A 13,368-nucleotide genomic window follows, 5' to 3' on the forward strand; every position below is an offset into this window, starting at 1 on the left:
TGGCGCGGTTGACGGGGCTCGAACCCGCGACCCCCGGCGTGACAGGCCGGTACTCTAACCAACTGAGCTACAACCGCGCGATGTGGGCGGAATAGGCCACGGGGCGCGGGGCGTCAAGCGCATTCGCGCGAGAAAATGCGCTTTCTCAAAAGAAGTTTTTGCGTGGCATTTTAAGGGGATTTGAAACGAAAAAAGGGACCTCAGAGAGGTCCCCTTTTCAGGCAGCGGTGGCGCGGTTGACGGGGCTCGAACCCGCGACCCCCGGCGTGACAGGCCGGTACTCTAACCAACTGAGCTACAACCGCCCGCTGCACTCTCCAGGTCGCCCCGGAGCGTTTGGGTGTTCTATGGTGAGGGCGCTCCGCCGTCAAGCGCGGTTTGCGCGAAAATGTGAAATTTTCGTAAGTTGTTTTTGGGGCGTTTGATGGGCCGGGTTTGAGGCCGAAAATCGGGTGGTTTTTCCGGAGGGATCGGGCCGCTTTTACTTGACTGCCCCATGGTCGGGGCTGACGAAGGCTATGGCTTGGAATACTGCTATGCTGCGGAGGCATTGAGCTGCTGGCCCAACATCAATCGCTGAACGAGAGGGAAATGCTGCGTCGTGAGAGGCTCGAACTCCCGACCCAGACTGACCGCGCAGCGGGCGGGCGTCGGTCGGGCTCACCACTGGGGCAGCCGGTTGATCCAAATAAATAGGTTGGAGGGATGGTGGGTCGTGAGAGGCTCGAACTCCCGACATCTTCGGTGTAAACGAAGCGCTCTACCAACTGAGCTAACGACCCGACTTGGACCTGATAGCCCAAGGTGGGGGCGGGCTTCAAGCCTATAATGTCAGCCTTTCTTGCTGACCGTTCTCAAGACGGAAAACCACCCCCTGCCCGCCTTGCATCTCCCGCAGCGCGGCAGGCGTGCGGCCCAGTAAAATAAGGCGCAACATGCGCGATGTGATGCCGTGGGTGACCAGCACATGGGGGCCGGACAGGCTGTTCAGAAAGCGTAGGCAGCGCTTGTGAAGTGCCGCGAATCCCTCCCCCTCGGGGGCGTGTTCATAAAGATCGTAGGAATCACGCGCGGCGGGGGTTTGGCGCAGCAGCGTATCGCGCGACATTCCGGCCCAAGCGCCGATGCCGATCTCCCCCAAACGGGGATCAGGCGCAGCCTCCAGCCCCGTCCCCGCCAGCGCGATTTCGGCTGTGACCACCGCCCGCCCCTGCGGGCTGCTGAGCGCCGAAAATCCCGCCAGATCGCAGTGCTTCAGAATCGCGTTCTGCGCTGCGGCCTGTTCGCGCCCCCGCTCGGTCAGCGGGGAATCGAAATGCCCTTGGAGCCGATTGGCGAGGTTCCACTCCGTCTCCCCATGGCGCAGGATATAGAGCGTCGGGTAACGGCTCATGCGGGGGCTTCCAAGATGCGCTCGGTCCCGTTCTCCAGCAGATAGACGCAGCCCTGTCGATTGCTGAGTCGACCGGCCTCTGCCGGATCGACGCCGCATACCTCTGCGCGAAGCACCTGCCCCCAGAGCCCGTGGGCGACCAGCACCGTCGGCGCGGTCAAACTGTCGAGCACCGCCCGAATCCGCCCGCGAAAGGCCGCCAGCCCCTCCCCGCCCGGCGCGGCGGCGTAGATCTCCAAGGGGGCCGGGTCGCGGGCAGCGAGGTCGGGGTGTGCGGCGAATATCTCGTCCCGGGTTGCCCCCTGCCAATCGCCTGCGTGTATCTCCATCAATCGCGCATCCGTCTGGAAAGCGGCCCCATTCAACGCAATCCGCGCCGTCTGCTGCGCGCGGCCAAGCGGAGAGACGAGGATATCCGGCTTTTGCGCAAGGATCGCTGGCATGATCTGTGCCTGCCGCTCAGCCTCGGCGATGCCCTGATCGGTCAATGGTGAATCGAGATGCCCTTGCAAACGAAACGCGCGATTCCACTCGGTCTGCCCGTGGCGCAGGAACCAGATTTTGGGATGTGCCGACATGCTCTCTCCGCCCGTTGTGCCCGTGGTATGGGCCGATGGGGATAAGGATCACTCCGACGCAGAGAAGGCAAGCTATGGGACATGGGCACAGGCTCGGAGCGGCAAGCTAATCCAACGCGAACTAGGGGGAAAATGGTGGGTGATAAGAGATTTGAACTCCTGACATCTTCGATGTGAACGAAGCGCTCTACCACTGAGCTAATCACCCTTGCGGGGCGAAGTAGCCAATTGCGGCGCGGCTTGCAAGAGGGTTTGGCGCAAAAACTGTCGCGAGATGCGGCACGGCCTGCCCCATTGTGAATACGAAAAACGCGCGCCCCGAAAGGCGCGCGTTCATGACATTCTGACAGGCCGCTCCGCCTTAATGCGTGGTCGTGGCATCCACGCCTGCGGCACGGGCCTTCATCGCCGCGGCCTCGGCGGCCTCTTGGGCGGCTTCGTCCCAATCGATCGCTATCGGCTTGCTCACCAGCGCATGCTCCAGAACTTCCGAAACATGGCCCACCGGGATGATGGTCAGCCCCTCTTTGACGTTGTCGGGGATGTCCGGCAGGTCTTTCTCGTTCTCCTTGGGGATCAGCACCGTGGTGATGCCGCCGCGCAGGGCCGCGAGAAGTTTCTCCTTCAATCCGCCGATCGGCATGGCGTTGCCGCGCAAGCTGACCTCGCCGGTCATGGCGATGTCGCGCCGCACCGGGATCTGCGTCAGCACCGAGACAATCGAGGTGACCATCGCCAGACCGGCCGAGGGACCGTCCTTGGGGGTGGCGCCGTCAGGCACGTGCACGTGGATGTCCAGCGTGTCGAACTTCGGCGGCTTGACCCCGATCTGCGGAGAGATCGATCGGACATAGGAGCTGGCCGCGTCGATACTTTCCTTCATCACGTCGCCGAGCTTGCCTGTGGTCTTCATCCGGCCCTTGCCCGGCAGGCGCAGCGCCTCGATGCTCAGAAGCTCGCCGCCCACGGAGGTATAGGCCAGCCCGGTCACAACGCCGATCTGGTCCTTCTCCTCGGCCAAGCCGAAGCGGTGCTTGCGCACGCCGAGGTAGTCTTCGAGGTTGTCGCCGGTGACGGTGACGCTCTCAGCCTCCTTCTTGACGATCTTGGTCAGCGACTTGCGCGCCACCTTGGCGATCTCGCGCTCAAGATTCCGCACGCCAGCCTCGCGGGTATAGTAGCGGATCATGCCGGTCAGGGCGGAGTCCTCAATCTTGAACTCCTTCTCCTTCAGGCCGTGGTTCTTGACCTGCTTGGCCACCAGATGCTGCTTGGCGATCTCGCGTTTTTCGTCCTCGGTGTAGCCCGACAGCGGAATGATCTCCATCCGGTCCAAGAGCGGCCCGGGCATGTTGTAGCTGTTCGAGGTGGTCAGGAACATCACGTTCGACAGGTCGTATTCCACTTCGAGATAGTGGTCCACGAAGGTGCCGTTCTGCTCCGGGTCGAGCACTTCGAGCATGGCCGAGGCCGGGTCGCCACGGAAGTCCTGCCCCATCTTGTCGATTTCATCGAGTAGGATAAGCGGGTTCGTGGTCTTGGCCTTCTTCAGCGCCTGGATGATCTTGCCGGGCATGGAGCCGATGTAGGTCCGACGGTGGCCGCGGATCTCGGATTCGTCGCGCACGCCGCCCAGCGAGATGCGAATGAACTCGCGCCCCGTGGCCTTGGCGACCGATTTGCCCAAGGAGGTCTTGCCGACGCCCGGAGGGCCGACGAGGCACATGATCGGGCCTTTCATCTTGGTCGAGCGCTGTTGCACGGCCAGATACTCGACAATGCGCTCCTTGACCTTCTCAAGGCCATAGTGATCGTCATCGAGAACCTTTTGCGCGCGGCCCAAGTCCTTCTTCACGCGGGATTTCACACCCCACGGGATGGACAGCATCCAGTCGAGGTAGTTGCGCACCACGGTGGCCTCGGCCGACATGGGCGACATGTTCTTGAGCTTCTTCAGCTCGGCCTCGGCCTTCTCGCGGGCTTCCTTGCTCAGCTTGGTCTCGGCGATCTTGGCTTCGAGTTCGGCAACTTCGTTCTTGCCGTCCTCGCCGTCGCCCAGCTCCTGCTGGATCGCCTTCATCTGTTCGTTCAGATAGTATTCGCGCTGCGTCCGCTCCATCTGGGACTTCACGCGGGTCTTGATCTTCTTCTCGACCTGCAGCACGGACATCTCGCCCTGCATCAGGCCGTAAACCTTCTCAAGCCGCTCGGAGATGCTGAGCGTCTCCAGCAAGTCCTGCTTCTGCTCGACCTCGATGCCGAGGTGACCGGCCACGAGATCGGCCAGACGTGCAGGCTCGGCGCTTTCGCCAACGGCTGCGAGCGCTTCCTCGGGGACGTTCTTCTTGACCTTGGCGTAGCGCTCGAACTCATCAGCCACGGTGCGCAAAAGCGCTTGCGTGGTGGCCGCGTCACCCGGCATCTCGGTCAGATACTCGGCGCGGGCTTCGAAGAAATTGTCGTTCTCAAGGTATTCGGTGATGCGCACCCGCGCCTGCCCTTCGACCAGCACTTTCACGGTGCCATCGGGCAGTTTCAGCAGTTGCAGCACATTGGCCAGCACACCGGCCTTGTAGATGCCGGATGTGTCGGGATCATCCTCGGCGGGGTCGATCTGGCTCGACAGCAGGATTTGTTTATCGTCCGCCATCACCTCTTCAAGGGCGCGGACAGATTTTTCGCGGCCAACGAAAAGCGGCACGATCATGTGGGGAAACACGACGATGTCGCGCAGCGGAAGCACCGGGTAGGATGCGTTCAGTGGCTCTAACATGCTCAATTCCTTATCTTAGCAAGACATCCGGGCCCCTGTTATAGGCGGCCTCTGACATCCCCTTTTCTGGACAGGACATGTGTGCATCCCATCCGCCTGTTTCAATCCCTTGCGGGCTATTCGGCCGCCATCATCGCGCTTCGGCGGGGTGGAGGCAAGCGCGCGATGGGGTGAATTCGCCCCAATTGCACGCGTCGTAAGACAGGGGCGCCGCGCGGGCGCCCCTGATCGGTCAGGCTTCAGCCTGTTCCAGCGTCGGATAATCGGTAAAGCCTTCACGCCCACCGCCGTAGTAGGTATCGGTATCGCCCTCGTTCAGCGGCCCGTTCATCTGCCAGCGGCGCGGCAGATCGGGGTTGGCGATGAAGGGGCGGCCCACGGCGATCAGATCGGCCTTATCCTCGGCCACGGCCTTGATCGCCATCTCGCGGTCATAGCCGTTGTTGGCCATGTAAGGCCCGTCAAAGAGCGCCCGCAGCGCGGCGATGCTTTCGCCTTCGTCCAACTCGCGCGAGCCGCCTGTCGCGCCTTCGACAAGGTGCAGATAGGACAGGTTGTAGCGGTTGAGCCCCTTCACGACATATTCAAAGGTCTCTTGCGGATTGGCGTCTTCGATCCCGTTGGCGGGCGAAAAGGGCGAGAGGCGCAGCCCCACATGTTCGCCGCCCCAGACTTCCGTCACCGCATCCAGCACCTCGAACAGCAGCCGCGCGCGGTTTTCCACGCTGCCGCCATAGGCGTCCTCGCGTTTGTTGCTGCCGGTTTTCAGGAATTGATCCAGCAGATAGCCATTGGCCCCGTGAACCTCGACCCCGTCGAAGCCAGCTTTCTTGGCCATCTCGGCGGCATGGGCATAGTCGGCGACCAGACGCGGCATCTCATCCAATTCAAGCGCGCGTGGCTCGGAGGTATCCTCGAACCCATTGGCGGTGAAGGTTTTTACGCCAGCGCCGATAGCAGAAGGCGCGACAGGCTTGCCGCCATCGGGCTGTAGAGAGGTGTGGCTGATCCGGCCCACATGCCAAAGCTGGATGACGATCCGCCCACCTTCGGCATGGACCGCGTCGGTCACCTTGCGCCACGCGGCGACCTGACCCTTACTATGAATGCCGGGGGTCTGGAAATAGCCCTTGCCCTCGGGGCTGATCTGGGTGGCTTCGGTGATGATGATGCCCGCGCCGGCCCGCTGGCGATAATAGTCGACATGCATGTCCGAGACTTCGCCGGTCTCATTATCCGCGCGGTTGCGCGTTAGGGGGGCCATTACCAAACGGTTCTCGGCCGCGATCTCACCGGCGGTGAAAGGGGTAAAAAGCTTCTCGGTCATATTCGGGCCTTTCCTTGCAATAGAATGTGCAAGGCACCTAAGACCCCGCCACCTTGCAGCAAGGATCATCCGCACAAATTCCCGTGAGGCCGAAGCGCCCACCCCTCAGAGCGGGTCGATGTCACCTTGTTCGCGGCCTGCGTGGAAATCGGCCTGCCATTGGGTGAACCGCCCCGCCGCGATGGCCTCGCGCATGCCGGCCATGATGTCTTGGTAGTATTGCAGGTTGTGCCATGTCAGCAGCATGGACGAGATGATCTCTTGGCTGCGGAAGACGTGATGCAGATAGGCGCGCGAATAGTTGCGGCAGGCCGAGCAGCTGCAATTCTCATCCAACGGGCGCGGATCATCCTGATGCCGCGCGTTCTTGATGTTGAGCACGCCCCTCCGGGTAAAGACCTGCCCCGTACGGCCAGAGCGTGAGGGCAGCACACAGTCCATCATGTCGATGCCCCGCGCCACGGCACCGACGATATCGTCGGGCTTGCCCACGCCCATCAGGTAGCGCGGCTTGTCCTCGGGCAGCATGTCGGTCGAGAAATCCAAGGTAGAGAACATCGCCTGCTGCCCCTCCCCCACGGCCAGACCGCCGACGGCATAGCCGTCAAAGCCGATCTCGCGCAGCGCCTCGGCGCTTTCTTGGCGGAAGTCTTCTTCCAACCCGCCTTGCTGGATGCCGAACAGCATGTGACCGGGGCGGTCGCCAAAGGCCTCCCGGCTGCGCTTGGCCCAGCGCATCGACAGACGCATGCTTTCGGCGATGCGGTCCCGGTCGGCGGGCAGCGCCGGGCATTCATCGAAACACATGACAATGTCGGAACCCAGAAGCTCCTGAATCTCCATCGAGCGTTCCGGCGTGATCTCATGCTTGGAGCCGTCGATGTGGCTTTTGAAAGTCACGCCGCGTTCAGTCAGCTTGCGCAGGCCAGCAAGGCTCATCACCTGGAAACCGCCACTGTCGGTCAGGATCGGCTTGTCCCAATTCATGAACTTATGCAGCCCGCCCAAGGCGGCCACACGCTCTGCCGTGGGGCGCAGCATGAGGTGGTAGGTATTACCCAGCAGAATGTCCGCGCCGGTGGAGGCCACGCTTTCGGGCATCATCGCCTTGACCGTCGCCGCTGTGCCCACCGGCATGAAGGCAGGCGTGCGGATCTCGCCGCGCGGGGTTTGGATCACGCCGCTGCGTGCCTTGCCGTCCTGCGCGTGTTTGGTGAATCCGGTGCTGGTCATACGCTGCCCTCTCTGCCTGCGACTGGCGCGATAAACCAGTGGCGGGAAACATGCAATAAAGCCGAAATAGCCCAGATTGCACGAGAATGGTATCGTTCAAAGGATAACGGGCTTGGTGCTTGGCCGGGCTGGATCGCCGCCGCTTGATCACCCCCAACGCATTCCTGCGCACGCTTTGAAGCCAGCAATCCAACTATGCGCGGCTCGCTACGCGCAACCTCAACGCAGCCCAAAGCGCGCAAATAGCGTTTCAAAGCGCCGCGTAGCCTTGAATTGCCCGAACCCCCGCTACATTGCGCTATCCATGCAGCGGCTTGCCTTACTCCCACGCGCTTTCGCGACTGTGTTTCCTCGTTTTCTGGGGGCCTTCGTGCTGGCGATTGCGCTGCTGACGGGGGCCGCCACCGGGCAGGCGCAGGAGAAATGGTTTCAAACGACCGAGCTGAACCCCGGCCTGCCGCCCCCGCCTGAGACGCTGGACCGCGGTACGCCAATGGCGGCGTTGGAAAGTTTCATCTACCTCACCGACAATGGGCACTATTCGGACGCGGCCCATATCCTTGACCTGTCGGACCTGCCCCAAGGGGATCAGGCGATTATTGGGGCCGAGCGCGCTTTTCAACTTTCCGTTCTGATGGAGCGCAAGGTCGTCGTGCCATGGCGCAGGCTGGCGGACCGGCCCGACGGCTGGCTCTCAGGCTCGGCCGAGGACAATGACACCGGGCGCGTGCGCCGCTCGCTCTTGATCGACCGGTTGGAACTGGGCGGCCATGACGTGCCGCTGCGGCTCAACCGGATCAAACCCGGTGAGGATGCCGAGCCGGTCTGGGTCTTCTCGCGCCAGAGCATCGACAACATTCCGCATCTGCACGCGCAGTATGGCCCGACAGACCTTGAGACGATGCTGCCCGACTGGCTGCGCATCCGCGCCTTTTGGGGCATGTACCTGTGGGAGGTGCTGTTCCTGCCTTTGCTGGTCGTCGTCGCCCTGACAGCCGGTTGGTTCGCCTTTAGCATCATGCGCCGCCTCGGACAGGCCGCCAAACGCCGCTGGATGCGCTTTGTGCTGCGCTCCTTCCGCTGGCCCGCCGCCATCGTGCTTTGCGCGGCAATCATCGGCACGGCCACCAGCCGGGTCTTGGTTGTCTCGGGCTTTATTGACGCGGTGCTGAGCCCGATTTTGCTGATCGCCTATGTTACCGCCGCCGCCCTCGCCATTGTCTTTACCTTTGACGAGATCTTTGACCGGATCAGCCCCAACAACGCCTATGAGCTTGCCGATCCGATGAATGCCCATATGCGCTCCATCGCCACGACAATCGCGGCGGCGCGCAAAGGGGTGATCGTGATCGCCGTGCTGGTGGCCTCGGGGGTGATCCTCGTTTCCAGCAACGCGGACAACACCATTGGCCTGTCGCTGCTGGCCTCTGCCGGTGCGGTGACCATCGTCTTGGGTTTCGCCGCGCGTGAGGTTCTGGGCAATATCCTCGCCTCTATCCAGATTGCGCTGAACCGCTCTGCACGGATCGGGGACCAACTGATCTTCGAAGGGCATTTCTGCACGGTCGAGCAAATTCACTTTACTTACGTGCAACTGCTCAACTGGAACGGCACCCGGCTGATCGTGCCGGTCAGCTATTTCGTCTCCGACGCTTTTGAAAACTGGTCGATCGAGGATCACGCCATGGTGCGCCCCATCATTCTGACCCTGTCGCAAAACGCCGATGTGGCAGCCCTGCGCCGCGTGTTCTTTGACCTCTTGGCCCGCGAAGACCCTGATGATGTCAAACCGATGGACAAGGCCAAGGTGCATGTGCTCGACCAAGATGCCTTTGGCATCAAGGTGCGCTTCGAGTTGCCCACCGACAATGCCGCGACCTTTTGGGATATCGAATGCCGCGTGCGTGAGGAACTTCTTGCCGCCGCCGCACGGATGGAGAAAGAAGACGACGTCCGCATGTTGCCCCCCGCCCCTGCGGATATGGGCACCCCCTGACATCGCGCCGCTTGATGCAGCCCCTGCCGCAGGTTAGGCAGGCAGACCAATGACCCAAGGAGCAGGCAATGGAAAAACTCACATTCGGTTGGGAAGAATGGGTTGCCCTGCCCGATCTTGGCCTGCCCGCGATCAAAGCCAAAGTCGACACCGGCGCGCGCACCTCGGCGCTGCATGCCCATGACATCGAAGTTTTCGGCCCCGCCTCCAAACCCAAGGTGCGGTTCAACGTGCATCCCATCGCCGGGCGCGAAGATATCTCGATCACCTGTTCCGCCCCGATCATCGACCGGCGCGAGGTGACCTCTTCCAACGGCGAGTCAGAGCAACGTTTCGTCATCGCCACCACGCTTGAGGTCGGCGGCCAAAGCTGGCCCATCGACGTGACCCTGACCAACCGGGGCACCATGACCAGCCGCATGTTGCTTGGCCGTCAGGCGCTGACCGAACATATCAACATCTCGGCCACCGAACGGCGTTTGCAGCCTGACCTGAATTACGACGTCTACCATACCGCCAGCCTGCGCCACAAAGCGCCGCAGCGGGCGCTGCGCATCGCTGTGCTGAGCCGGGAAGACAACTATTCCACCCGCCGGCTGGTCGAGGTGGGCGAAGCGCGCGGCCATGTGGTTGAGGTGATCGACACCACGCGCTGCTATATGGCGATCAACCAACTCGCCCCCGAGGTGCATTACGACGGCAAGCGTCTGCCGCGCTACGACGCGGTGATCCCGCGCATTGGCGCGTCGATCACCCCCTATGGCACCGCCGTGATCCGCCAGTTCGAGACGATCGGCACCTATTGCGTAAACGGCTCTGCCGGGATCACCGCGAGCCGCGACAAGCTGCACGCTCATCAGGTCTTGGCCGCTAAAAAGATCGGTATGCCGACCACGGCCTTTGCCGCATCGCCGAAAGACACCTCCAACCTGATGGCGCTGGTGGGCACCGCGCCGCTGATCGTGAAGCTGCTGGAGTCGACCCAAGGCAAGGGCGTCGTGCTGGCGGAGACCAAGAAGGCCGCCGAGTCGGTGATCGACGCCTTCCGTGGCCTGCGCGCCAACTTCCTCGTGCAGGACTTCGTCAAGGAGGCCGCCGGTGAAGACATCCGCTGCCTCGTGGTGGCGGGCAAGGTCGTGGCGTCCATGAAACGCACGGGCGCCGAGGGGGACTTCCGCTCAAACCTGCACCGGGGCGGCTCGGCCAAGGTCGTGCGCATCTCGAAAGAGGAACGCGATACCGCCGTGCGCGCCGCCCGTGCCTTTGGCCTAGGCATCGCCGGGGTCGATCTGCTGCGGTCGGAAAGCGGGCCAAAGGTGCTTGAGGTCAACTCCTCCCCCGGGTTCGAGGGGATCGAGAATGCCACCAAGAAAGACATCGTCGGCAAGGTCTATGATGAGATCGAGGCCCGCGTAAAGCCACAGCCCGCGCGGCGTCGCAAAGGCGGATAACGGGGGCGGCAGCAGCCCTGCCTGGCTCGGGGCCACTTTACGCCCCTGCCCGCAATCCCTATATAAAACGTCGAGAATGATGCGAGGCAAGAGATGACCGAACAGACCCAACCGCTCGAAGGGACACCGCTGATTGCGCCCTCCTCCACCGATCACCCGCTCTATGAGCAGGTCGTTGAGGCTTGTCGCACGGTCTATGACCCCGAAATCCCAGTGAATATCTATGAACTGGGGCTGATCTACACCATCGACATCAACGACGAGAATGAAGTCGACATCAAGATGTCGTTGACCGCGCCCGGCTGCCCCGTGGCCGGTGAGATGCCCGGCTGGGTTGCCGATGCGGTCGAGCCGATTGCCGGGGTCAAGCAGGTCAATGTGGCACTGGTTTGGGAGCCGCCTTGGGGCATGGACATGATGTCGGACGAAGCCCGTCTCGAACTGGGCTTCATGTAACCGACAGTCTCGCAGCGCGAACAACAGACGCCGCCGATGCAACTCATCGGCGGCGTTTTCTTTTGGCCGCTTCCCGCCGAGCGGGGTCACCGCGGATTGTTCATTTGACTGACATGATCCGGTCGTGAAACCGTTACATCGGGCACCCATAGAAGCCCCAGAACTTCATTCACGAACGGATAACATTATGCGAACACTTGTTTCTCTCGCCGCTCTGGCCCTCGCGCCCGGCATGGCGCTGGCCCAGGCCGATGCTGCCGCGACCCCGGTCGAATACGGCCCCCGTCCGGCCTATCTGGTGGACAGGCTGCCCGAGGGCGCATTGAAGGACAAGCTGGCCTCCTGCATGGGGCAAGACGCCACCAAAACCGATTTCTCCATCGGCCACCGTGGCGCGCCGCTGATGTTTCCTGAGCACACCGTGCAATCCAACGTCGCCGCCGCGCGCATGGGCGCAGGCATTCTGGAATGCGACGTGACCTTTACCGCCGATCATGAGCTGGTCTGCCGCCACGCGCAGAACGACCTGCACACCACGACGAACATCCTCGTCTCCGATCTGGCCGAGAAATGCACCACCAGCTTTACCGCAGCTTCGGGCGACACGCCCGCCAGCGCCGAATGCCGCACCTCCGACATCACCTTGGCCGAGTTCCGCACCCTGACGCCCAAGATGGACAGCGCCGACAAGACCGCCACCACCGCCGAAGACTATCAGGGCGGTGTCGCGAATTGGCGCACCGAGCTTTACAGCGACAAGGCCGATCTGATGACCCATGCGGAATCGATCGAACTGTTCAAATCTCTGGGCGCCAAGTTCACGCCTGAGCTGAAATCCCCCTCCGTCGAGATGCCGCACGAGGGTTTCTCTCAGGAAGACTACGCGCAGAAACTGGTGGATGAATATGTCGCCGCAGGTATCCCCGCCTCCGACGTTTGGCCGCAGTCCTTCAACCTCGAAGACGTGCTTTACTGGGTTGAGAACACACCGGAATTCGGCAAACAGGCTGTCTATCTGGTGCAATGGTCCGACGGTTTCGATGAGCAAAACCCCGAGACTTGGGCCGAGGATTTCGCCGATCTGAAAGCCAAGGGCGTGAACTACCTTGCCCCCTCGCTCAACATGATGCTGACCAATAAGGACGGCGCCATCGCCGCATCCGAATACGCCATGGCCGCGAAAGAAGCAGGGCTGACCCTGATCGCATGGACGCTGGAGCGCTCCGGCCCGCTCGCCTCGGGTGGCGGTTGGTACTTCCAGTCGGTCAATGACATCGTGAAAGACGACAGCGACTATCTGGTGGCGCTGGATGTGCTGGCCCAAGACGTAGGCGTGGCCGGTGTCTTCTCTGACTGGCCCGCGACCGTGACCTATTACGCGAACTGCATGGGCCTCTGATCGGTCCTAGCCGTTAGAACGCCGTAAGGGCCGCCCCCTTTCGGGCGGCCCTTTTCCGTGGCCGGGCTTGCATGGATTTCACCTTCCTGCGACATTGCGGGAAACAAGGGGCAAGCCATGGAAACTTGGGCAATTTTTACCGGCGATATCGTGAAATCCTCCGCGATGAGCCGGGCGGAGTTGGATGCCATTTTCGCGCGCCTTGACGACGCCGCCGAGGCGCTGACTGCTTGGCAAGGCCAGCCCGCCCGGATGACCCGTTTTCGTGGAGATGGCTGGCAGATGGCCGTGGCGTCCGCCTTCACCTTCCGCGCCGCCCTCGTCCTACGCGCCACCGTGCGCCGCTGCGGCAAGACCGCCGACACCCGCTTTGGCATCGGTATCGGCCCCGCGCATTTCGCAGGTAACGACCTATCCCGCGCGGACGGAGCGGCACTGGTCAGCTCCGGCCACGCGCTCGACAACATGCCCCGCGCGCGGCGCATGCACGCGCCCGACGCCCCCCTTGCCCTGCGCGTAGCCCTACCGCTCGCCGACCGGATCGCGGGCGGCTGGACCAAGCGCCAAGCCGAGGTCGCCTACTACATGCTGGCCCCCGAACCACCCCTGCAGGTGGAGCTTGCGCGGGAGTTCGACCTGACGCAGCAGAGCGTACAGGGCCATGTGGACGCGGCGGGGATAGATGAGTTGCGGGAGGTTTGCGAGGTTCTGGAAACGCACAAAACAGCCCTTTAAGCCTGTTTTATCAAATTACACCCAAAT

Annotated in this window: 10 protein-coding genes and 4 tRNA genes; 5 read left to right on the plus strand and 9 right to left on the minus strand. The window is 62.3% G+C overall.

Going from position 1 to position 13,368, the window contains the following annotated elements:
• From ACGYLO_RS03750 to tgt, 9 genes are all read right to left on the minus strand, one after another.
• Positions 1–77: transfer RNA gene (locus ACGYLO_RS03750), tRNA-Asp, on the minus strand.
• A 151-nt stretch (positions 78–228) separates the two neighbouring features.
• Positions 229–305: transfer RNA gene (locus tag ACGYLO_RS03755), tRNA-Asp, on the minus strand.
• Between the two features lie 401 nt (positions 306–706).
• Positions 707–782 (minus strand) — tRNA-Val (locus ACGYLO_RS03760).
• Positions 783–823: 41 nt separating this feature from the next.
• A complete protein-coding gene (locus ACGYLO_RS03765; protein ID WP_271687588.1) occupies positions 824–1,393 on the minus strand; it encodes a histidine phosphatase family protein in 570 nt (189 codons plus the stop codon).
• Positions 1,390–1,971 (minus strand): histidine phosphatase family protein, encoded by a 582-nt coding sequence (locus ACGYLO_RS03770; RefSeq protein ID WP_271687589.1) that lies wholly within the window; start codon positions 1,969–1,971, stop codon positions 1,390–1,392. Before ACGYLO_RS03770 ends, ACGYLO_RS03765 begins: the two co-directional genes overlap by 4 nt.
• Before the next feature lie 133 nt (positions 1,972–2,104).
• Positions 2,105–2,179, minus strand: a tRNA-Val gene (locus ACGYLO_RS03775).
• A gap of 153 nt (positions 2,180–2,332) precedes the next feature.
• Positions 2,333–4,744 carry an endopeptidase La gene (gene lon, locus ACGYLO_RS03780; protein WP_271687590.1) on the minus strand — a complete coding sequence of 804 codons (2,412 nt, stop codon included), beginning with the start codon at positions 4,742–4,744 and terminating at the stop codon, positions 2,333–2,335.
• A gap of 232 nt (positions 4,745–4,976) precedes the next feature.
• The gene (locus tag ACGYLO_RS03785; protein ID WP_271687591.1) at positions 4,977–6,071 is read right to left on the minus strand and encodes an alkene reductase; all 1,095 of its coding nucleotides are present in this window, start codon (positions 6,069–6,071) and stop codon (positions 4,977–4,979) included.
• Between the two features lie 105 nt (positions 6,072–6,176).
• On the minus strand, positions 6,177–7,304 hold the full coding sequence (tgt, locus tag ACGYLO_RS03790) for a tRNA guanosine(34) transglycosylase Tgt (RefSeq protein WP_271687592.1): 1,128 nt from the start codon (positions 7,302–7,304) through the stop codon (positions 6,177–6,179).
• 370 nt (positions 7,305–7,674) lie between these two features.
• On the opposite strand from tgt, the gene ACGYLO_RS03795 reads away from it, so the two are divergent.
• The 5 genes from ACGYLO_RS03795 to ACGYLO_RS03815 all read left to right on the plus strand — a co-directional run bounded on the left by ACGYLO_RS03795 (position 7,675) and on the right by ACGYLO_RS03815 (position 13,341).
• Entirely contained in the window at positions 7,675–9,300 is a 1,626-nt protein-coding gene (locus tag ACGYLO_RS03795) for a mechanosensitive ion channel family protein (RefSeq protein ID WP_276155984.1), read from the plus strand.
• A 68-nt stretch (positions 9,301–9,368) separates the two neighbouring features.
• Entirely contained in the window at positions 9,369–10,751 is a 1,383-nt protein-coding gene (rimK, locus tag ACGYLO_RS03800; RefSeq protein WP_067265023.1) for a 30S ribosomal protein S6--L-glutamate ligase, read from the plus strand.
• A 93-nt stretch (positions 10,752–10,844) separates the two neighbouring features.
• Entirely contained in the window at positions 10,845–11,207 is a 363-nt protein-coding gene (locus ACGYLO_RS03805; protein WP_209218051.1) for an SUF system Fe-S cluster assembly protein, read from the plus strand.
• A gap of 187 nt (positions 11,208–11,394) precedes the next feature.
• The gene (locus tag ACGYLO_RS03810; RefSeq protein WP_271687595.1) at positions 11,395–12,606 is read left to right on the plus strand and encodes a glycerophosphodiester phosphodiesterase family protein; all 1,212 of its coding nucleotides are present in this window, start codon (positions 11,395–11,397) and stop codon (positions 12,604–12,606) included.
• Positions 12,607–12,723: 117 nt separating this feature from the next.
• Positions 12,724–13,341, plus strand: a complete 618-nt coding sequence (locus ACGYLO_RS03815) for a hypothetical protein (RefSeq protein WP_271687596.1) — start codon at positions 12,724–12,726, stop codon at positions 13,339–13,341.
• The last annotated feature ends 27 nt before the right edge of the window (positions 13,342–13,368 follow it).

The sequence above is a fragment of the Sulfitobacter sp. 1A13353 genome, assembly GCF_043557255.1.
In the GTDB taxonomy this organism is placed as follows: Bacteria; Pseudomonadota; Alphaproteobacteria; order Rhodobacterales; family Rhodobacteraceae; genus Sulfitobacter; species Sulfitobacter faviae.

Bases quoted from the DNA above. Each gene is read 5' to 3' on its own strand.
- ACGYLO_RS03765 (WP_271687588.1), bottom strand. From the start codon at position 1,393: ATGAGCCGTTACCCGACGCTCTATATCCTGCGCCATGGGGAGACGGAG.
- ACGYLO_RS03770 (WP_271687589.1), bottom strand. From the start codon at position 1,971: ATGTCGGCACATCCCAAAATCTGGTTCCTGCGCCACGGGCAGACCGAG.
- lon (WP_271687590.1), bottom strand. From the start codon at position 4,744: ATGTTAGAGCCACTGAACGCATCCTACCCGGTGCTTCCGCTGCGCGAC.
- ACGYLO_RS03785 (WP_271687591.1), bottom strand. From the start codon at position 6,071: ATGACCGAGAAGCTTTTTACCCCTTTCACCGCCGGTGAGATCGCGGCC.
- tgt (WP_271687592.1), bottom strand. From the start codon at position 7,304: ATGACCAGCACCGGATTCACCAAACACGCGCAGGACGGCAAGGCACGC.
- rimK (WP_067265023.1), top strand. From the start codon at position 9,369: ATGGAAAAACTCACATTCGGTTGGGAAGAATGGGTTGCCCTGCCCGAT.
- ACGYLO_RS03805 (WP_209218051.1), top strand. From the start codon at position 10,845: ATGACCGAACAGACCCAACCGCTCGAAGGGACACCGCTGATTGCGCCC.
- ACGYLO_RS03810 (WP_271687595.1), top strand. From the start codon at position 11,395: ATGCGAACACTTGTTTCTCTCGCCGCTCTGGCCCTCGCGCCCGGCATG.
- ACGYLO_RS03815 (WP_271687596.1), top strand. From the start codon at position 12,724: ATGGAAACTTGGGCAATTTTTACCGGCGATATCGTGAAATCCTCCGCG.